21 protein-coding genes and 1 pseudogene are annotated in these 20219 nt (G+C 58.2%); 15 read left to right on the top strand and 7 right to left on the bottom strand.

What is annotated here, in order from left to right; genetic code table 11:
• Window positions 1-5: 5 nt before the first annotated feature.
• The 6 genes from AC07UC_RS35810 (at window position 6) to AC07UC_RS35785 (ending at window position 7133) form a co-directional block, all read left to right on the top strand.
• The gene (locus AC07UC_RS35810) at window positions 6-893 is read left to right on the top strand and encodes an NmrA/HSCARG family protein (protein ID WP_494909461.1); all 888 of its coding nucleotides are present in this window, start codon (window positions 6-8) and stop codon (window positions 891-893) included.
• Between the two features lie 234 nt (window positions 894-1127).
• Window positions 1128-1412 (top strand): YMGG-like glycine zipper-containing protein, encoded by a 285-nt coding sequence (locus AC07UC_RS35805; protein WP_494909460.1) that lies wholly within the window; start codon window positions 1128-1130, stop codon window positions 1410-1412.
• A gap of 210 nt (window positions 1413-1622) precedes the next feature.
• Window positions 1623-2297, top strand: coding sequence for a response regulator transcription factor (locus AC07UC_RS35800; protein WP_494909459.1), 675 nt, complete (start codon window positions 1623-1625; stop codon window positions 2295-2297).
• Window positions 2284-3648 carry a sensor histidine kinase gene (locus AC07UC_RS35795; RefSeq protein ID WP_494909458.1) on the top strand — a complete coding sequence of 455 codons (1365 nt, stop codon included), beginning with the start codon at window positions 2284-2286 and terminating at the stop codon, window positions 3646-3648. Before AC07UC_RS35800 ends, AC07UC_RS35795 begins: the two co-directional genes overlap by 14 nt.
• 333 nt (window positions 3649-3981) lie before the next feature.
• Window positions 3982-5175: an efflux RND transporter periplasmic adaptor subunit gene (locus AC07UC_RS35790; RefSeq protein ID WP_494909457.1), complete on the top strand. Its 1194-nt coding sequence runs from the start codon at window positions 3982-3984 to the stop codon at window positions 5173-5175.
• A gap of 8 nt (window positions 5176-5183) precedes the next feature.
• Complete coding sequence (locus AC07UC_RS35785; RefSeq protein ID WP_494909456.1) at window positions 5184-7133, top strand: MacB family efflux pump subunit; 1950 nt, start codon at window positions 5184-5186, stop codon at window positions 7131-7133.
• A gap of 269 nt (window positions 7134-7402) precedes the next feature.
• On the opposite strand, the gene AC07UC_RS35780 is transcribed toward AC07UC_RS35785, so the two are convergent.
• Window positions 7403-7669: a hypothetical protein gene (locus tag AC07UC_RS35780; protein ID WP_494909454.1), complete on the bottom strand. Its 267-nt coding sequence runs from the start codon at window positions 7667-7669 to the stop codon at window positions 7403-7405.
• A gap of 104 nt (window positions 7670-7773) precedes the next feature.
• Here AC07UC_RS35780 and AC07UC_RS35775 point away from each other — a divergent pair, with 104 nt between their 5' ends.
• Window positions 7774-8118, top strand: coding sequence for a DMT family transporter (locus AC07UC_RS35775; RefSeq protein WP_494903932.1), 345 nt, complete (start codon window positions 7774-7776; stop codon window positions 8116-8118).
• Window positions 8119-8134: 16 nt separating this feature from the next.
• The gene (locus AC07UC_RS35770; RefSeq protein WP_494909453.1) at window positions 8135-8677 is read left to right on the top strand and encodes a TetR/AcrR family transcriptional regulator; all 543 of its coding nucleotides are present in this window, start codon (window positions 8135-8137) and stop codon (window positions 8675-8677) included.
• A 46-nt stretch (window positions 8678-8723) separates the two neighbouring features.
• Here AC07UC_RS35770 and AC07UC_RS35765 read toward each other — a convergent pair whose 3' ends face one another.
• Window positions 8724-8921 carry a hypothetical protein gene (locus AC07UC_RS35765; RefSeq protein WP_494909452.1) on the bottom strand — a complete coding sequence of 66 codons (198 nt, stop codon included), beginning with the start codon at window positions 8919-8921 and terminating at the stop codon, window positions 8724-8726.
• Between the two features lie 22 nt (window positions 8922-8943).
• Window positions 8944-9186, bottom strand: a pseudogene (locus AC07UC_RS35760) (NADH-quinone oxidoreductase subunit B family protein); the annotation flags it as partial.
• A gap of 599 nt (window positions 9187-9785) precedes the next feature.
• Between AC07UC_RS35760 and AC07UC_RS35755 the strand changes: the two are divergent.
• Window positions 9786-10646: a hypothetical protein gene (locus AC07UC_RS35755; RefSeq protein WP_494909451.1), complete on the top strand. Its 861-nt coding sequence runs from the start codon at window positions 9786-9788 to the stop codon at window positions 10644-10646.
• A 276-nt stretch (window positions 10647-10922) separates the two neighbouring features.
• Here the strand turns inward: AC07UC_RS35755 and AC07UC_RS35750 are convergent, their stop codons facing one another.
• The 3 genes from AC07UC_RS35750 to AC07UC_RS35740 form a co-directional block, all read right to left on the bottom strand.
• Window positions 10923-11174: a recombinase family protein gene (locus AC07UC_RS35750; protein ID WP_494909490.1), complete on the bottom strand. Its 252-nt coding sequence runs from the start codon at window positions 11172-11174 to the stop codon at window positions 10923-10925.
• A gap of 25 nt (window positions 11175-11199) precedes the next feature.
• Window positions 11200-11388, bottom strand: coding sequence for a recombinase family protein (locus AC07UC_RS35745; RefSeq protein ID WP_494909450.1), 189 nt, complete (start codon window positions 11386-11388; stop codon window positions 11200-11202).
• Between the two features lie 735 nt (window positions 11389-12123).
• On the bottom strand, window positions 12124-12780 hold the full coding sequence (locus AC07UC_RS35740; protein WP_494909449.1) for a hypothetical protein: 657 nt from the start codon (window positions 12778-12780) through the stop codon (window positions 12124-12126).
• Between the two features lie 229 nt (window positions 12781-13009).
• Between AC07UC_RS35740 and AC07UC_RS35735 the strand changes: the two genes are divergently transcribed.
• The gene (locus AC07UC_RS35735; RefSeq protein WP_494909448.1) at window positions 13010-13309 is read left to right on the top strand and encodes a hypothetical protein; all 300 of its coding nucleotides are present in this window, start codon (window positions 13010-13012) and stop codon (window positions 13307-13309) included.
• Between the two features lie 146 nt (window positions 13310-13455).
• Here the strand turns inward: AC07UC_RS35735 and AC07UC_RS35730 are convergent, their stop codons facing one another.
• Window positions 13456-13701 (bottom strand): hypothetical protein, encoded by a 246-nt coding sequence (locus AC07UC_RS35730; protein ID WP_494909447.1) that lies wholly within the window; start codon window positions 13699-13701, stop codon window positions 13456-13458.
• 464 nt (window positions 13702-14165) lie between these two features.
• Between AC07UC_RS35730 and AC07UC_RS35725 the strand changes: the two genes are divergently transcribed.
• The 5 genes from AC07UC_RS35725 to AC07UC_RS35705 all read left to right on the top strand — a co-directional run bounded on the left by AC07UC_RS35725 (window position 14166) and on the right by AC07UC_RS35705 (window position 20207).
• The gene (locus tag AC07UC_RS35725) at window positions 14166-16343 is read left to right on the top strand and encodes a type I secretion system permease/ATPase (RefSeq protein WP_494909446.1); all 2178 of its coding nucleotides are present in this window, start codon (window positions 14166-14168) and stop codon (window positions 16341-16343) included.
• 3 nt (window positions 16344-16346) lie between these two features.
• Window positions 16347-17792, top strand: coding sequence for an HlyD family type I secretion periplasmic adaptor subunit (locus AC07UC_RS35720; protein ID WP_494909445.1), 1446 nt, complete (start codon window positions 16347-16349; stop codon window positions 17790-17792).
• Window positions 17782-18321, top strand: coding sequence for a GNAT family N-acetyltransferase (locus AC07UC_RS35715; RefSeq protein ID WP_494909443.1), 540 nt, complete (start codon window positions 17782-17784; stop codon window positions 18319-18321). The genes AC07UC_RS35720 and AC07UC_RS35715 overlap by 11 nt, the downstream gene beginning before the upstream one ends.
• A gap of 192 nt (window positions 18322-18513) precedes the next feature.
• Window positions 18514-19143 (top strand): imm11 family protein, encoded by a 630-nt coding sequence (locus tag AC07UC_RS35710; protein ID WP_494909489.1) that lies wholly within the window; start codon window positions 18514-18516, stop codon window positions 19141-19143.
• Between the two features lie 404 nt (window positions 19144-19547).
• Window positions 19548-20207: an imm11 family protein gene (locus tag AC07UC_RS35705; protein ID WP_494909442.1), complete on the top strand. Its 660-nt coding sequence runs from the start codon at window positions 19548-19550 to the stop codon at window positions 20205-20207.
• The last annotated feature ends 12 nt before the right edge of the window (window positions 20208-20219 follow it).

The following is a 20219-nucleotide window of genomic DNA, read 5'->3' as shown; positions in this document are numbered from 1 at the left end:
TTCAAGTGACCAGTAGCAAGCACCCCATTCTGGTTTTCGGCGCCACCGGAAGACAGGGAGGATCTGTCGCAAAAGCCTTGCTGAAGGCGGGATGGCCCGTGCGCGCACTCGTTCTGAATTCTACCGGAGCCGCGTCCCTGCAATTGCGCAATGCAGGCGTCGAGCTCGTGCAGGGTTCATTCGATGAGACCGATATTATCCGCTCAGCGATGAAAGACGCCTATGGCGTCTTTAGCGTATTGCCAGCCAACCTGGCTGCCGAGGATGAAGTCCGTCATGGTATTTCGATTGCGGATATCGCTGGCGAAACCGGCATCGAACATTTTGTCTACTCGTCGGGCGCCAGCGTGGGGAACGAACTGACAGGCGTTCCGCGTTTCGACGCCAAGCCTCGTATCGAAGCGTATGTTCGAGAACTCGCCATGACTGCGACTATCATCCGGCCGATGATTTTCATGGAAATGCTGGTGCGACCCGGCTTCGGTCTGGATGAGGACCGGTTGGTGTCCCTTATCCGACCGGACCATTCCATTCAGCTTACCGCCGTGGAAGACATAGGCAGGTTCGTTGCTGCCGTGCTTGCCGACAAGCCGCGCTTCGGCGGCAAGACGCTTAAGATCGCGAGCGACCGCCTGACCGGGCGCGAGCTTGAGGTCGCCTTAAGCGAAATGGCCGGTCGTCCAATTTCCTATGAACGTTTTCCTGATAGCGTTCTCGCTGCAAACACGGATCTCGCGCATATGGCGAAGAGCCTGGAAGACGGTCCACTTGCAGAGCGGGTCGATTTGGAAGTCATGCGTGAGATCAACCCCGACCTGCTCACCTTCAGGTCCTGGCTCGCTGGCAATGGGCGCAGGTCGCTCGATGAAGCTTTGCGAACATCCGCCCAGTGACACGTCTCCGTCCTCTATAGCGGCTCCCAAGCACGAGCCGCCCCTGTGTCGTCGAATCCTCGGAAGTGTTCGCGACAGAACCCGTTTTTCCTGCACGAGTTTTCAATTCCGACCGGTGTGACGCCGCCGCTCCTGCGTAATTTCCACGTAACCTTCGGTGGCGATATGCCTCCGCCTTGGTGCGTCTCAACGGTCGACGGACGGCCGGAGCGGCGATGGATTGAAAGGACAGGCATGAAAAGGATAATCTCAGGCGCACTCGTTTGTTTGACGCTGACAGCGTGCAGCCAGACGGAAAAGGGCGCCGGCATTGGTGCGGCCAGTGGTGCAATCATTGGCGGACTGGCAAGCGACACCTGGGAAGGCGCTGCAGTGGGAGCCGCCACAGGTGGCGCGGGAGGGGCCGTGGTAGGCAACATCAGCGAACGTAACGACAGGAACCGCCGCGACCGCTGGGAACAGCAGGACCGACGCAACTACGGCTGCAGATACCGGGATCATTACGGTCGCTGCCGATAAAGATTGCTGCCTGGGCGACGCACGGTCAAAGTTGAGATGGATACCGAACGAACTTCGGTTTCTCCGGTCTCCACGTCCGCAGCAGTTTCATGGTGTCAAGAACCTGACGATCAGGACGTCACGACCGTCGAGTTTACCTGAACCAGAGCCGCAGTTTTGCTGTAAAGACTATCGGGAATGATAGTTCGGGACTTGACCGATCAGGCGACTATGAAACTTCTACTTATCGAAGACGATCCGGAAATGACGGATGCGTTGAGGGTTGCCCTCTCGCAGCATGGCATCGTTCTTGACGCCGTTGGGGATCTGGCAACGGCGCGGGAAGCAATCGCTATGGCGGATTACGATATCGTCCTTATCGATCGGCAACTGCCGGATGGCGACGGCAGTACGTTCCTCGCCGATTTGCGTCGCGCGGGTTCAAATACGCGATCAATCATCATCTCAGCTCTGAGGTCGACCGACCAGCGAATTTCCGGCCTCAATGACGGCGCTGATGACTATTTGCCGAAGCCGTTCGAAATTCCCGAGCTGGTTGCCAGAATGAGCGCTGTGTTGAGGCGGGCGCCGACAACCGGCCCGTCCGTCTTGTCGGCAGGAAACGTCACCTACGATCGTGTTTCATGCGATGTGCATGTCAACGGCGTCCGGGTTGCGCTCACCCGCCGGGAGTTGCTCATCATGGAAACGCTTCTAAGAAACCGCGGTCGTACCGTGTTGCGCTCGTCCCTTGAGGGTCACGTCTATTCCTTTGACGATGAGATCCAGTCGAACTCACTGGAGTCCAATATGTCTCGCCTGCGCCGAAAGCTTGGCGAAGCGGAGGCCGACATTGTCATCAAGAACATTCGTGGCATAGGCTACTACCTTCATGAGCAGAAATAGGACGGCCAACTCATCCCTTCGCTGGCGATTCACGCTTGGCTTCATCGTCCTGCAGGTGTGCGCGATCATCGTCTCGCTGGGCCTGGTTTCCTATCTCCTTTCCGGCATCAAGCCCGATGTGGCGATCACGTCCATCTGGCTGTCTCAGGAAATCGCAGACTCCGTCCGTCTTGAGCCGAATGGCCGGGCCTATTTGGCGCCGACGACCAAACTTAAAGAGATGATGGAGGACGCGCCTGACCTGTGGTTCGTGGCAGACCTGGGTAAGGGTATTGTCCTTGCGCACGGCGCGCCTCCCGAGAAAATCGCGGACAGCACGTCTTTTTTGCGGACGTTCAGAAGCGTTGAATTACATGGTTATCTGGATGATCCGTTGAGTGTCGCCCGAATGGAGCGGTTCGACACCCAGGCTGGTGAGGCAACAATTTTTGCTGGCGGTGTTTCGATGTCCCAATACGGTCTGACCATCCTGTTGGGTAACCTTGCCGTCGGCGTGCCGGCGCTGATCCTCGTCGCCATCTCCCTCATCGGCGTTCCGTTTGTCACACGCTGGGCGCTGCGGTCCTTCAGCGATCTGACCGAGCGTCTCGACAGGATTGATCTCGACACACGTGGCGCCCTGGTGGAAGAGCGTGGCTTGCCCAATGAGGTACTTCGCCTGGTGCGCGACATCAACAGGGCGCTGCGTCGTCTCGATAGTGGCTTCGAGGCGACGGAGCGCTTCTTCGTCAACGCGGCGCATGAGATTCGAACGCCGATCGCTATTCTGCAGGTGAGAATCGATACCCTTTCACCAAGTGCAGACAAGACGCACCTGCAGATGGCCATCAAGCGACTTACAGCGATCGCGAACCAGCTTCTCGACACCGAGAAGTACCGGCAGAAGCCTCAGCAGAATGCACCTGTCGATCTCAACAGCGTTGTGTCGAAGGCGGTCGCCGACCTTGCTCCCTTGGCCATCGCCAAAGGCTACGAGATTTCGTTCGACAGCGACGCGGAAGACGTGTTCGTTCTTGGTGATGCCGAAGCTTTGGAACGTGCATTCATCAATCTGGTACGTAATGCGGTCCAGTACGGAGGTGGAAGGGGACAGATATCGGTCGGTATTGAGGCTGACGGCAGCGTGATCGTGGCCGATCAAGGCTGCGGAATTGCTGGCGATAAGCAATCGCGCATATTCGAGCCGTTCTACCGGGTCAGCCCTCACGGTTCAGGTGTTGGCCTGGGGCTCAGCATGGTCAACGAGATCGTGACCCGCCATGGCGGTTACGTCGAACTTTCTTCCGCGCCAGGCAAGGGCAGCACCTTTGCGGTGCGCTGGCGCGACACGCGCGTTTTCCGCCAGCCGTAGGGAGCCCGCCGGTTGTGCCGACTGGTCGATGAGACGGTTTCATTCGTCGATATGGCCGTGATCGCACTCAATGTCTCGCGGGCAATCTCTGGCACGCCATCCACATTGCAAGCATTCTTTGTCCATCGGTCGACTTTACAGTGTGCGCCAAACACACCAGCCGCGACAACGGACAAGTGATGTCAGGTTTCCTGACCAACTGCCAGCCGCGACGACCGGCGGCGCTTTTTCAAGCGCCTTCCGGGGAAGCGGCAACGACCGCTCCCCGTAATGTTGGGACAATTTTCGTGACGGAGAAAGCCCGCAATTTTCAATAGCACGGACCAAGACTTAATGACACGACACATAACCCGCAAGCGTCTGATCCCGGCGGCGGCGACCCTTATCGTTCTGCTGGTCGTCTGGCTCCTGTTTCTGCGTCCGCCGGCGAAGCCTGAACTGGTGACTGCGCAGGCGCGTACTGGCGACATTGAAGAGGTCGTGCTGGCGACTGGGGTGCTCGAACCGCTGGAATTGGTACGCGTCGGAGCCCAGGCCTCCGGTCGCGTAGAGCGTTTGGCGGTCGAGATCGGTGACGTCGTCGAGGCCGGGCAATTGGTGGCCGAGATCGATTCCCAGACCCGGCGCAACACCTTGCGGGACCGGGAGGCCGCCTTGGCCAATATCCGCGCCGTCCACGCCGCGCGTATGGCCGGTCTGGTGAAAGCCGAGAAGGATTTCGAGCGCCAGCGTGGGCTGCTGGCAGGCGGTTCGACGCCACGCGCCCAGTATGACGCGGCTGTCGCCACGCTAGACAGTGCGCGGGCGGAGGTCCAGGCGCTGGACGCTCAGATCAGCCAGGCGCAGGTCGCGCTGGAGTCCGCGGGTATAGAGCTGGGCTATACCCGTATCACCGCCCCAATCGCCGGCACCGTGGTTGCGATCGTCACCGACGAAGGCCAAACCGTCAATGCCCTGCAAACTGCGCCGACCATCGTCATGATCGCGCAATTGGACACAATGACGGTGCGCGCGGATATCTCCGAGGCTGACGTCGTGCGTGTACGCAAGGGCATGCCGGTCTGGTTCAGCATTCTTGGCGCCCCGAAGCGCCGTTTCGATGGGGAGTTGCGCCAGGTCGAACCAGCCCCCGCTTCTATCGCCAACGAAGGCAGTTCCGTCACAGGCGTTCGGAGCTCAACCAGCGGGGCCATCTACTACACGGGGCTGATCGACGTCGCCAACGCGGACGGTGTGTTGAGACCCGCCATGACGGCGCAGGTGTCCATCGTCCTGAGCCGGGTCAGCGGCGCTGTGCTGGTTTCGCTGAGCGCTGTGGAGGGTGCGCCGCGGGCCGGCGACACGGCGCGCATCCGGGTGCTCGACGCGACGGGCGAGGTCCAGATCCGGCAGGTCCAGGTCGGCATCGACAACGGCGCGGACATCCAGATCCTTAGCGGTCTTCAGGCAGGCGAGATCATCGTCTTGGGAGCATCTACAGACGAACGCACAGATGGCCAGGCTCAACTGGCCGCGGCGAAGCGGTAGGGCGCGCTATGACGGAGCCACTGATCCGCGTACGTGGGGTATCCCGCACTTTCCCCGCAGGAGACGAGATGGTGCGGGTGCTAAAGGACGTTGACCTCGACATCGAGGCCGGCGAGATGATGGCCATCATCGGTGCCTCGGGCTCCGGCAAGTCGACCCTGATGAACATCCTTGGCTGCCTCGATCGTCCGACGACCGGCAGCTACTGGATCGAAGGGCGCGAGACGTCGAAGATGGCCGTGGACGAACTGGCTGCGCTACGCCGTGAGCGGTTTGGTTTCATCTTCCAGCGCTATCATCTGCTTGGCGACCTCAGCGCGGCAGGTAACGTCGAGGTGCCGGCCATTTATGCCGGACGCAGCCGATCCGACCGGCACAATCGGGCCATCTCTTTGCTGACCCGACTGGGTTTGGCGGAGCGGACGGGCAATATCCCCGGCAAGCTGTCGGGCGGCCAGCAGCAGCGGGTGTCGATCGCCCGCGCCCTGATGAATGGCGGCGAGATTATTCTGGCCGACGAACCGACCGGGGCGCTGGACACCCACAGTGGCGCGGAGGTCATGACGATCCTGCGTGAGCTTCACGCCGAAGGGCACACCATCATTCTGGTCACGCATGACAAGAAGATCGCGGACCATGCGGATCGGGTTGTGGAGATCAGCGACGGCGTCATCATTTCCGATGTGCGCAATGTACCGAATGCGGCCGCCACGGGGCGTCCCGTCCGCGAACGGGCGCCGGACACCGGCTGGCGCGGTGCGATCGATCGGACGACCGAAGCCTTCCGTATGGCCGTGGTTGCGATCTGGGCGCACAAGATGCGCTCGCTTCTGACCATGCTCGGCATCATCATCGGTATCGCCTCGGTGGCCGCGATCTCGGCACTGGGAGCCGGCTCGCAGCAACAGATACTGAACAGTATCAGCTCGCTCGGCACCAACACGATCGAGGTGCGGGCCGGGAAAGGCTTCGGCGATCTGGAAGCGGGCAAGATACGGACCCTGGTTCCCGCCGACGCCGAAGCGCTGGCGAACCAGCCCTATGTCGACAGCGTGACGCCAACCGTCTCGACCAGCGTGACTGTCAAGCGCGCCGCCGTGGCCGTCAATGCGGCAGTCACCGGCGTCGGCGCGGACTTCTTTCGCGCACGGGGCCTTGAGTTGGCGCATGGACAACTGTTCGACGGCCAGGACGTTACCGGCTACAGCCAGAATGTGGTGATCGATGCAAACGCCGCGCGAGACCTGTTTCCCGACCGGGTCAACCCGGTGGGACAGGTCATCCTTCTGGGCACGATGCCGGCGAGGGTCGTGGGTGTGACAAAACAGGAGAACTCCTTCGGCCCGGCGATTGATACATTGACCGTTTATGCGCCTTACACGACCGCCATGCGCCGCATGCTGGGTCGTCCGAACATCGATGGCATTACCGTCCGCATCAGCGACGATGTCGATCCGGGGAATGTCGAGGCCGCGGTTTCGCGCCTTATCGAGCGTCGGCACGGCGCGAAGGACTTCTTCCTCACCAACTCGGCGACCATTCGCGAGACTATCGAGGCCACTACGCAAACCCTGACGCTGCTGATTTCGTCAGTCGCGGTCATCTCGCTGATTGTCGGCGGCATCGGCGTGATGAATATCATGCTGGTGTCCGTGACGGAGCGCACCAAGGAGATTGGCGTGCGGGTGGCCGTCGGCGCGCGCCGCAGCGACATCCTTTCCCAGTTCCTGATCGAGGCCATTCTGGTCTGCCTTGTCGGCGGCTTCATGGGAGTCATGTTAGCTCTCGGGATCAGCGCCCTCTTCAATTTGCTGAGCCCAGACTTCAAAATGATCTTCTCCTCCGGGTCCATTGTGACGGCCTTCATCTGCTCGACCCTGATCGGAATCGTCTTCGGCTTCCTTCCCGCCCGCAATGCGGCAAAACTTGACCCGATCGAAGCCTTGGCGCGCGACTGATGGCCGCCAGAGAAGATTCGAACTGCACCTGCGTGGTTCGAACGTACCGTGTAAGTCTGCTTTCTTGGTCTTGCTCTCCAGAAGCGGATTGTCAGCTCCCGGCCCCCTAGCCGCCGGTTAGATGCAGGACCTTGACGACGATCCTCGAAGGTAGGGCCCACATGCCATGCCATCACGGCCAGCCCAATCCGCCGATACCGGCAAGAATGATCGCCCGGGGCGAGGCCGCCATTCGAGAGTATTGAGCCGCCTCTTTCGCAAGGAGGGCGTTAGAGGGTTATGGCGTAGACATAGTTCTCATCATCGCCCGGCGCGGCGCACCATTTCAGTACAGAACTATGAACGCCAGAAACCGCCGATTTCACGCTTGAAGCGGCCACGAGCGTTCGCGAGAGTTCCGATTTCGATCCCATAATGCGAACTTCGGTATCCGCGACCTCCACGCGCTGCGCCAGCGCGCGCAGGTGATCCCGCCGATAGCCGCCCCCTTCAAGCCTCAGCCTGGAGGGAAACGCCCGCAACTCCTTTCTGGCCAAATCTCCGCATCGCGGCCGAAAGGTTGTTCACGAGGTTTGAAAGATACCAAACATATGGTATCTTTCAAATGGATTAACTCAGTCGAAGCTCCGAGGTCCTTTTCATGAATCCCCTCCTGATCGCCTATGGTTCGCTTGCTCTCGCCATCGTCTCCGAGGTGATGGGCTCATCCCTGCTACAGAAGACTGAGCAGTTTTCTAAGCTCGTCCCGACGATCGCGATGGGCTTATGCTTCGTCGCCTCGCTCTTCTTCCTGTCGCAAGCCTTGAAATTCATCCCGCTCGGCGTCGCTTACGCAATCTGGGGCGGGCTCGGCATCGTGCTGACAGCGCTCATCAGTGTATTCGTTTTCCGCTTCGCTCTGGACGCCTGGGCACTGGTCGGTATCGGTCTCATCGTCTCGGGCGTCGTCGTGATGAACACCTTGTCGCACAGCGCCACCCACTGACATGGGCAACGCCTACATGCGCAGGAAGCAGCCCGGGCTTGTTCGGCGTGCCTTGCTCGACCATGCGGCGAGGCTCGCCGTCGAGCAGGGTCTTGCATCTGTGACGGTGCAAGCCGTGTCCGACGCCGCCGGCGTGACGAAGGGCGGCTTCATGCACCATTTCCCGAGCAAGCAGGCGCTGGTCGATGCCGTCTTCCACGAACTCCTCGATGCGCTTGCGGACGATCTGGATCGGCGGATTGCAACGGATCCGGAGCCTCACGGCTCTTTCACGCGCGCCTACCTCGAAGCCGTCTTCGACATCCCACCGCAGGCGAATGGCGGAGTATGGGCGGCGCTGTCCGTCTCGATGCTGACGGATCCGAACCTGAGGGCACTTTGGTCCCAATGGTTTCGGGTACGACTTGAGCAACATCAAGCGACCGATGGCGACGTCAGGCTCGCTGGTGTTCGCCTTGCCGCAGACGGCATCTGGCTTGCCGATTTGACTGGCATCGCCATCCAGGAAAAGCCGCAGTTGCGCGAGCATCTTCTCAGGGAAACGCGAAGGCGGCCCTGAAAACCAGCGACCGGTCGCACGGCGTCCGTTCCTATGATCTCGTGGATCACGTATCTGCTGGCATCGCCAATCGCATAACGGCTGAGACGCCCACGAATCCGGCGCCGATGATGCAGAAGATTTGCCGCCAGATTTCGGACGGCACCGATTCCTTGGTGACGCCGTGGACGAGTGCATATCCGGCGACGATAGCGGGCGCGGCGAAGATCAGCGCAACGATCAGCCGCCTGCGACGGTGCGCCATTTTAGACAGGCCGCCCTGCTTCGTAGCTGCCGGCGAAACAGCCGCCGTTTAGTGCGCAATCGCCGAGCGCGACCACCCATTTGGGGTTGGGAGTTGCGTCGTAGGTCCGCTTCAATGCCTCGCGCATGTTTTTGGTCACCGGTCCGGTGACAAGCAGGACATCGGCATGGCGCGGCGATGCGACGAACCGGATTCCAAAACGCTCGATATCGTAGAACGCGTTGTTGAGTGCGTGCATCTCGAGTTCGCAATAACCGAGGCAAGAGGCCTCCGAAGTCGCATATCAACGCACGATCGATGGAGGCAGAAACGTATCTAGACCATTTTGGGACAGTCTCGCTCGCCGATACTCATTCCCACATCATGCGCCAGTTCACACTCGCCCTTCCGGTATAATAGCTACCCGGCGTGTGGAGCGGGATAATCCGGCTGATACTTCTTGGGACAGGTCTCTTTGATATGCGCTTAGGAGGGCCCTAGAGGGTTATGGCGTAGACATAGTTCTCATCATCGCCTGCGACGGTGCGCATGATTTTCAAATACTTATGGCAAGTTCGAACTCAAAATGCGTGTCGACGTAACATTCATGTAACGTTGGCAAAATCAGTTATCTATTCTGAGGAATAACTTATATTTATTGATCGGCCGGTTGAATTTGCTGGCGCCCCCTTTGATCTTGGCATCTCTGAGGCAGGGGGCATGCATTCGTATCGCGTCGGGTGCGCCATCTCGATCGCGTTGATTTTGTTGACATTGCTTCTTGACACCGGAGAGAATTGAGAACTGGTGGCTCAACGCCAAGAATGAGGCGCGGCGCTTTACAGCCATCGACGTGCCCGCACTCATTTCGTTCGGAGACTCTGCATGACTATAGCAGCGATTTGGCAAGAGGACGATCTGCTATGGTGCGTCGCAGATACCCGTCTAGTCGCTGGGCCTGAGGACAAGACGACGACCGAGATTGCGGCAAAGATATATTCGATACCTGTTTCTACGAGTGCTTTTGATCCAAATCTCGATCATCGTCTTGCTGGCCTCGAACGGCGTCAACCGCACTATTGGACGCAATACGGATTCGTATATGCCGGAGCTGCCCTGCCGGCTTCTCAGACCGCCGTTACCGCCTCAACGCTTTTGCAGAATCTGGCTCGTGCTGGAGGTCGCTCGAATCCGCCGACATTCGAGGAAATTTCCGAACTCGTGTGCCGACTTGCCCGCCGCTTCATGGCGGACAGACGGCAATTCGCAGGTGAGCGTCACCGTGAGGATGAAGGACTATTCTCGGCCGCATTTTTCGGGTGGTGTCCACACACATCCCAATACAAAGCAGCTTGCATAGACGGGCGCAGCGACGCGGGCATCTTCAGAGTCGAACTAAATTACCCACCACGTCCCCAAACCGAAGGCGAGCCGTGGCTGGTACTGGGCAGCGGCAAAAAGGCATTTTACTCAACACTCGCGGAGTATCGCCGCAACGAACAGCATATCACTAAGCGGATTCCTCGCCGCGTTGTCGACCGGATGGTGGCCGAGGAAAAAGATCAGACAGTAGGGGGAGCCACGTCCATCGGCGCGGCGCATCATCACGGTTTTGAGCTGTTCTATGCGGTTCAGCCGGTTGTACAAGGTCAACCGGAAGCGCGCCGGATATTTAACGGATTGGATTTGGACACTGAAATCGGGTCGGTCGGTCAATACATCGTGGCAGCAATAGGGATAGCATAGATACCAACAAAGGCGTCCGCCCTCGGCTCCGGTACCCTTGTGAAGGAATTACATAATTATATGGCGCCAACAGTCACACGCGAATTCCCAGACCCTGCCACCGTGGAAAAATGGTCAAGCTTTTCGGCTTGGTTGCCGTAATAGAACGCGGATTTGATAGATTCTGGGCGGTGCATCCTAATTGGCACGGCCGGCCTCTATGGCCTGGCCAATGCGCGTTATCATCGATTCGTGCACGTCGTAGCGTCGTGCCAGTTCGACGCCGGTTGTGCCTTGTCAAAGCGTCGCGGACTTCCTGACGCTGGAGCGGCGTAAGCTTGTGTGGCCGGCCATGCGCTTGCCCCGCGCTACGGCGCGGGCACGGCCCTCGGCGGTGCGTGATTTAATCAACTCCCGTTCGAATTCAGCCAAGCCGCCCAACACCGTGACCATGAGGCGGCCGTTGGCGGTGGTCGTGTCGGCCCATTTGTCGGCCAGGGAACGAAACGCCGCGCCCTTCTCGGTGATACCGGCCAGGATGTTCAACAGGTCGCGGGTGGAGCGGGCGAGGCGATCAAGCCGGGTGACAAGTACCTGGTCGCCGGCCTTCGGCTCCTAGCAACCGGGCCAGTTCCTTGCGGTCGGTGCGTGCGCCGCTGACCTTCTCGCGGTAGATCTTCCCGGCGTTGGAAGCCTTCAGTTCGGCCAGTTGGGCATCAAGGGTCTGGCCATCTGTCGAAACGCGAGCATATCCATAAATCATGGCCGGAATCGTGAATCAGCAGTTGGATTCGCACAAGACTTTTGCAATGGATTTTTGCAACTTTATTGTGTTGCAAAATCAGGCAGCTGGAAACGTTGCAAAAGTCTTGAATTATGCACTCAGGGGTGTCCGGTGCAGCGCAGGGTTCTGACGGTCTCCCTATGAGGGCTGTGCGATAAAGATTTCACCCCGGGTCCAAGAGCCATTCATGGATCGGAATCCGATCGCCCCGGGGCGTCCCCCATATGCCCAAAGGTCAAGCCCTGTTTCCCCGGAGTCTCCTTAATATCTCGAATATCTTGAATTGGATGAAAAAATATCGGCGCGACGCCATTAGAGCGGCTCTCAGCTGCGATAAAAGCGGCGACAATAAAAAACAGGAGCAAGAGGTATCTTCCAACGATCTTTGCCCTTTCCACGCCGATTAGCTCCTTCGATGGTCAACGTTTTATGAGGCGTATCCACTTAGGACTCATAATGCGAACAACTTAGTTATGCGGCTTCAGAAATTTAACATCGCACACGGCATAACCTAGCGCCCTAAGACTTTGTCGCCGCCGAGCCAATATCACGTCCGGAACATACCCTAATTTTGCCGGGGCAGGGATTGCTCACACAGGTGCAACTACGACTTGTCCAATATCTTTTGCCGCCGCTTCATTCGTATACGATATCACAACTATCCCAGACGCCAGTAAGCACAAAAGACAAAAGTACGTTTTGACACTACGCATGTTAGCTCTCCTTCATTTCGTTTGGGAACCGCAAGTTGAATCTTAGCCGCATATCCGCACTTTTGGGCTGGTAGATGTAGCTGTCAAAATCGATGAGTGCTTGGCCAGCTTTGATCTTCCATGCCGCGATGGGGCCGCCGCCGTTGCGATCAACACGGCCGATGGCATCGACGTGCCAAAGTTGGATATCTCGGGCATTGTCGAATATTTCCTGAGCAAGTTTCTGTTTGTATCGGTCCCAACCCGATGAGAGGCGAGGATACCGAAGTTCCGCCAAGGCACCAAGGCTGAGAGGTTCTTCCTTACGAAGGTGGCTCTTGATCAAAGCCTGAGTGAGAAAAAAATTGCCCTGGTCCAACATCACGTCGATGCTGGCGCTGATTTCGGCCTCGGGCAGCGGTGTGGCGCTTTCAGGAAACGCTTTAGCATAGGCCTTCAGAAAGGGTCGCAGAACCGCCCACAACACAATCTCGCGGCTTGCTTCCTCATGAAGCGCGATTGCAAAATTGTCGCTTCCCGGCTTGTTTAATTTGGAATCCGGATTCGTGAGATCATCAAGGCTTGCGACCAATGCCAACAAAGCTGCGTGCCTTGTGTCGGACGTGCTCGTATTTCCCGATCCCGCCCCACTGTCACCATCTGGTAAAAAGCCACGCATGTGTCTCTCCTTCAGCGATGTCTGAAGTAAATATGTATTGAGAGGCTGTTCAGGTAGGGGGCTACCCGCCAAGGGGGCACTTTGCACCCCTCCCAGGACCTCCCCAGTCTCGTCGGACCCTGCAGAGTGACTTGCTGCTGGGCGAGGGCCGACACTGATACATACCGGTCACGTCGGCTTTTCCGACGCACCGGAAACCTTCCGGTTAACAAGAGCAAGGAGAAGTGCAATGAACACGAAACTGCTGGCGGCAAGCGTCGCTCTTGGGTTGGCCTTCGCTTCGTTCTCGTCCCCCTCGTCCGCGTCCATCAACATCCGCGATCACGACGACAATCCGCCTCTGGTTGCCGTCGCACCCACCCAGACCGCGATGATTGTGATCTTCATGTGCGCCATGATTCCGGGGTGTGCCGAGGCTTCGATCGATACCGGACCTCAGACCAATATGCTCGCTTCCGCCGTCTCCTATGACTCTTTGCCGCCTGTCGTGTCGGCGAAGGTGCCTTGGTGGTACTGGCTTGTCCTGTAGAAATTGAGGGCTTTCGAGAGCGGCCGATATCGGCCGCGATCCGCGCGCATGAAACAGATGAATTCTGTTTCATGCACCGCTTTCTGAAAACGTCAAAAGGGGCCTTCCAGATCTCGGGGGGTCCAGGGTCACGTTGTGCGGCGGCCTTAGCGTATTTCGTAGACGGCCATGCTTGCGCTACCCGCCTTGTGAATTTTGGTGCCCCGGATATCGAACTCGGCCATAGAGGCGCTGTTCGCCTTGTGGATGGAATTTCCGCGGATTTCGTACTCGGCCATGCTCGCACTGCCCGCTTTATGGATGCGGCTGCCACGAATGTCATAGATGGCCGAGCTGGCGCTACCGGCCTTGTAGATCTTCTTTCCGTCGAAACGACTATCGTTCGCACCCATGTCCCCAGCTCCACTTCTATGTCTGATATACCATAGATGCCGACTTTCTAGGCAGATGCCTCCTACATCCGACCTTAGGGCGTGTCGAAGTCGCATCATTCACGGCGTCAATATCTGCAGTCCGAGCAATATCATTCCTCTAGGGAATTGCTTGCTTGGCAATCCTCTTTAAAGCCGGATGCGGCGGATTAGCGCGTGCCTTCACGGTCCAAACAGCCTTCGGCCTTCAAAAAAAGGCGATAGAACCTAGCCTGTGCTCGCCGTGCCTCATAGTGACCGTCCTAATCGCATAACGTCTGTGCGCTCACAACCCTATCGAATTTTGGCAATCGATATTAAAGTTTTCTAATATTAGACGATACTTAGCGAAGGGTGCAGTATCGAAAATTTCCACTGTGACTGCTTGCGTCAAAATTAAAACTGGAGCATGAGAGTAGAGATTTTCGTGCCTTACCGGGGGGTAGGTGAATTCCGTCACGCCTATAGTCGTGCGACTGGACAGCGGTGTCATTTGCTTGACGCTGATGACGCAGTATTTGCGTCAGCCGGCCGATCCCGATGCCATCCGCCATGACCTGGGCCTTGGCGAACGGCTTGCCGACCGCGTCGACATCGTGCGGGCCGCAAAAAGGCTGAAGCTCAAGGCCAGGATCGCGAGGCCGTCACCGAAGCGACTGGATCGCTTGCCGCTGCCGGCGATCGTCGAAAAGAAAGACGGCAGCTTCGCGCTGCTGGCGGCACTCTCCCCGGGAAAAGTGCTGCTGCAGGATCCGCAGGCCGGCGCGCCGCAAGAGCTTTCGCGCGCCGATTTCGAGGCGCTGTGGGGCGGTTTCGTCGTGCTGGTCACCAGCCGCGCTTTCGCACACGGATTTTCGCGGCGGTTCGATTTCTCCTGGTTCATTCCCGAGATCATCCGCTACCGCTGGATTTTCGCTGAAGTGCTGCTCGCCTCGTTCTTCGTGCAACTGCTTGGCCTGATCTCGCCGATCTTCTTCCAGTTGGTGATCGACAAGGTGCTGGTCCACAACGGGCTGACCACGCTCGAAGTGCTGGTCATCGGCCTCTCGGCCGTCTCGCTGTTCGAAGTGCTGCTCACCGGCCTGCGGACCTACACCACCATCCACACCACCAGCCGCATCGACGTTGCGTTGGGTGCAAAACTGTTCAACCATCTGCTTGGCCTGCCTATCGCCTATTTCGAGGCGCGGCAGACCGGCCAGACGGTGGCACGCGTGCATGAGCTGGAGAACATCCGCGCCTTCCTCACTGGCTCGGCGCTCACCGTGCTGCTGGATGTCTTGTTCCTCTTCGTCTTCCTTGCGGTGATGTATCTTTACAGCCCGTGGCTGACGCTGATCGTCATCTGCTCGATCCCGGCCTATGTCATCCTGTCGATGGCGGTGACGCCGGAATTCCGCCGCCGCATCGAGGAAAAGTTCAACCGCGGCGCCGAGAACCAGACGTTCCTGGTCGAATCGATCGTCGGCGTCGAAACGCTGAAGGCGATGGCGGTCGAGCCGCAGATGCAGCGACGCTGGGAGGACCAGCTTGCCGGCTATGTCGGCGCTGGCTTCCGCACCGCCAGGCTTGCCAATTTTGCCTCCAACACCGCCCAGCTCATCTCCAAGGCGGTGATCGTCGCCACCATGTGGTTCGGCGCCAAGGCGGTGGTGGCGGGCGACATGACGGTCGGCCAGCTGGTCGCCTTCAACATCATGGCCGGACGTGTTTCCGGTCCGGTGCTGCGGCTGGCGCAGCTGTGGCAGGATCTTCAGCAGGTGCGCATCTCCGTTGACCGGCTGGGTGATATTCTCAACGCGCCCGTCGAGATATCAGGCGGCGGGCAGGGCTCGCTGCGCAAGATATCGGGCCATGCCGCCTTCGACCACGTCACCTTCCGCTATCGGCCGGGCGAGCGTGAGATCCTCAGCGACGTCTCGTTCCAGACGGAGCCCGGCGAGATCATCGGCATTGTCGGCCCGTCCGGCTCAGGCAAAAGCACCGTCGCCAAGCTTTTGCAGCGGCTGCATGTGCCGGAGCGCGGCCGCGTTCTGGTCGACGGCGTCGACCTGGCGCTGATCGATCCGCGCAGTCTGCGGCGCCAGATCGGCGTCGTGCTGCAGGAGAACATTCTGTTCCGCCGCACCGTGCGCGAGAACATCGCTCTGGCCGACCCGGCGTTGCCGCTGGAGCGCGTCATCGAGGCGGCAAAGCTTTCCGGCGCGCACGAATTCATCCTGCAGCTCAAGTCCGGTTACGACACGGTGCTTGAGGAGCGCGGCGCCAACCTTTCCGGCGGCCAGCGGCAGCGCATCGCCATTGCCCGAGCACTGGTCACCAATCCGCGCATCCTGCTGTTCGACGAGGCGACCAGCGCGCTCGACTATGAGTCCGAATACATCATCCAGCAGAACATGCGGCTGATTGCCAAAGGCCGCACCGTGTTCATCATCGCGCACCGGCTGGCGGCGCTGCGCGATGCCAACCGCATCATGACCATCGAGGCTGGCCGCATCACCGAGCAGGGCACGCATGAGGAACTGTTGAAACTCAACGGCCGCTATGCCCAGCTCTACCGGTTGCAGGCCGAGCAGCGCCCGTCGTCCGAGGCCCAAATGGCCCAACCCCAGGCGGCGGAGTAGGCTATGGGGCGCTATTGGCAAGCAATCAGGGAAGGCGTGGCGCGCGAGGGCGAAGCCAGGCGTCCAAAACTCAACCGCGACGAGCGCGCCTTCCAGGCAGCCGCGATCGAGATACTGGAAACGCCGGCCTCGCCGGCAGCGCGCATCTTCTCCGCGCTGATCATGCTGTTTGCCGTTGGCGCTCTCGCCTGGTCATGGTTCGGCCGCATCGACACCTATGCCACCATCCAGGGCAAGCTGATCCCGATCGGCAAGGTGCAGGTGATCGAGCCGCTGATCACCGGCACGGTCAAGGCACTGCATGTCAAAGCGGGTGACCATGTCGCGGCCGGCGACGCGCTGGTCGACCTCGACCCGTCGGAATACCGGGCCGAGCGCCAGAAAAATGCCGGCAACCTTGCCGCCGCTGAAGTCTCCAAGGCCCGGCTCCAGGCGCTGATCGATGCCGTGGCCGATGGCACGCCTGCAACGGAAGCGGTGTTCGTCGTGCCCGAAAATACCCCGGCGCCGCTGGTCACGCTGCAGCGCCTGCAAATGCGCCAGTCGCTCGCCGCCTATCAGTCGGAGCAGGACAGCCTCGAAGCCGAGATCGCGCAGAAGCGCATCGAGATCGAGCGCGCCGGCAAGACGCTGGTCGAACGCCGCAAGCTGGTCGATCTCGCCGGCGACAGGCTGGATGTCTACGTGCAGTTGGAAAAGCGCCAGGTTGGCATCAAGACCAGCACCATCGAAGCCCGTCAGGGCGAGCAGGATCAGCTGATGGCGACGGTGTCCGAAGAGGGGCACATCGCCGGGCTCGAAGCCACAGTGAAGACGCTTGCGGCGCAGAAGCGCGCTCGCCGCGATGCCTATCTCGACAAAGTCGCCACCGAGTTGATCGAGATCGACCGCTCGATCGGCGTGCTGCGGCAGGACCTCGCCAAGGCCGAACTTTTCGAGCGCGCCAGCCTGCTGAAATCTCCTGTCGCCGGTCGTGTCCAGCAGCTCGAAGTCAACACGCTGGGCGAGGTCGTGCAGACCGGCCAGAAGCTGATGGTCATTGTGCCGGACGGCACGAAGCTCGAGATCGAGGCGATGCTGCTCAACCGCGACAAAGGTTTTGTCCATGAGGGCCAGGAGGTGCGCGTGAAACTCGAAGCCTTCCCCTTCACCCGCTACGGCACGCTCGATGGCAAGGTGCTCATCGTCTCCAACGACGCCATCCCCGCTGGCGCCCCCCAGCAGCCATCAGCGGCCAAGGAAGAGACCGCCCGCGACAGCGCCGGGCCTTTGGTGTTCCCGGTGCGGATCGCGCTGAACGAGACTATGATCCGCGTCGAGGGCAGGAATGTCCCGCTTACGCCGGGCATGTCGGTGACGGCCGAGGTCAAGACGGGTAACCGCCGTGTGCTGGAATACCTGCTCGACCCGCTGATGGAAATGACGGATGAGGCGTTCCATGAACGGTGAGACGCAGACCTTGGAACGCTCGGAAGCAGGTGCATCACCGCCCCCAAAACAGAGCATCGTCCACGTGCGCCTGGCCGCTGATGGAGACTGGACGGCGATACGCGCGCTGGTTCGCCAGCACCATGCACGAACCATCTTCGCCGATATCCCTTTTTCCGAGACTAAATTCGACGAGATCGAAAAGCAGATCCGGGGCTCACCGCCGAACCAATGCCTGTTAGTGGCAGAGGCCCGGGGTGAACTGGTCGGCTTGGCCTGGTTCTCCAATGGAGAGTATGTGATTGGCGAAGGTGGACTGATGACCACAACGCACCTTCTTGCCGTCGATACATTGCGCTGCGGTCGATTCCTGTCCGCAAGAGTGTTCATGCGCCTGGTTCGCGGCATCGTTGTATGGACGCGGAGCCGCAAAGCAAGGCATGTCCTGATCCATGTAACGACGGGGACAGCGATCAAACAGACGGACCGGCTCTTGCGAGCAGGGGGCGCAACGTTGCTTGGGGGCGGGTATGTCATTAATGTATCTTGAGCCATACACCCGGTACAGAGAGGCATGTCCGGCAGCAGTTGGTGAAGTTAAAAGCGCCTCGAATGGGTGAAATTCCCCCCATCTTTCTTCAAGCGCAATGCAAGTTTAATATTGATGATAATCGCACTCATGTTAAAGTCCTCGCTGAGCAATTTGGCTGTTTGGAGGTGCCGGAATGGCTAGTGAAATGGGATTGATAGCAGCCAGAGGAGAAGGTGCCCAAAAAAACAGGGTAAGTTCTTCGCTCTTGGACCAACTTATCTCGGCGGGCCGACCGGTCTGGTGTTGGAGAATAGACAGGCTCTGGTTCAACCGCCACGATTGATATTGGGACCGACCATCATCGGAACATATGGTTTTCCGGATTTTCCAGAGACGCCCCGCCTGCGTCCGGAAAAGAAGTCATATAAGAGGCCGCCTCGGGATCTTGACGAATTTGAGATGTACTGGTTGGTGTCCGAGAGGCTTAAGAATGTTATGCAAGAAGTTGACAGGGATGCTGTGGTCTTTTCCGATTGCGATGTCTTCTATATAAGCGGGAAGCCAATTAAGCCAAAGCACTATCTCTGTGACGTTGTTCGGGAGATTGATGCGGTTGATGAAGGGTCTTCAAAGTTGAAGATCGAATATGATCAATGGGTTAAAATATATAATCTTTCAGGAAAATCCAGCATAGTTCTTAAAGGGGAGTCCGTTGGCTCTGCGCACATCTTTAGATTGAAGAATACAGGTCTTGTGGTCTGTGACGCCGCAATGAGAGATGCTTGCGTTGCGGCAGGGATAAAAGACCCGGAACTGTTTAGAGATATTTCTGCTTACTGATTAGTATCCATGGAAGCGTTCATGCGCCTAGTCTCGCCATAATGCTGCGGTCGGAGGATGGAAAGCAAGGGATATCCTGATCGATGCGATGACGGCGACGGTAATCAAAGAGACATATCGCTTGCTACGAGCCAGCGCGGTCAAGTTGCCCGGTGGCGGATGATGTGATTGATGGTGATGCTCGTGTGTACGACATCGCTGCCGATCGAGCGGCGCTTCTGAAGCTGCTACTAAGGATGATAATAAAAACATAGTACGAGATTTCTATTTCTTCCAAAAAAATACCAAGAACTTATTGATGATAAGAATACTCATGTTAAAGTCGCGCTGGGTGAAACTGCGAAACTTGACTCGTTGATGCGGCCATTCAGCGATCGAAGAGCAAAATTTGTCGGATGACGAATATGAGCATAGTGAATAATTCGGTGCCACAGAATGACGGGCGTGGGCGGGGAAAACTCGGTAAATTCTTCAAAATCGGACCAACCTACCGAGGAGGGTCTCATGGCCTAGAACTGCAAAATAGCGAAGCTTTGATCAAGCCTCCGCGACTGTTGTTAGGTCCAGCCGTGATTGGAACTTACGGTTTTCCTGATTTTCCAGAAACTCCGCGTTTGTATCCGGACAAGAAGGCATACAAGCGACCACCGCGAGATCTGGAACAATTTGACGAGTATTGGCTAATATCGCAGCGCCTAAAGGACCTCTTAGAGTCGGTTGACCCTGACGGCGTAGTCTTCGCGGATAGCGAGGTCTTTTACATAAGTGGAAAACCCATTGAGCCTCGTCACTATCTTTGCGATGTCACTCGGGTGATTGATGCTGTGGACGAGAGTGCGTCTTCGGTCGAGGTTAAAATGGATGGCGGAAAAAGAATATACAATATAAACAGTAGAACGAAAATTATCTTTGATGAAGATCGGGTTGGAGAACTCCATATTTTTCGTCAGAAATATATGGAGGATATCGTAGTTTGCGACTCGTATTTCAAGGAAAAGTGCTTTCAGGCGGGAATTAAGGACCCCGATTTATTTCGGGACCTGTCAGATCTATCGCACAATTAGATTTCAGAACTG

This window comes from Mesorhizobium sp. GW821-FHT04C10, assembly GCF_059420305.1.
This window is presented reverse-complemented; position numbering and strand designations above follow the sequence as displayed.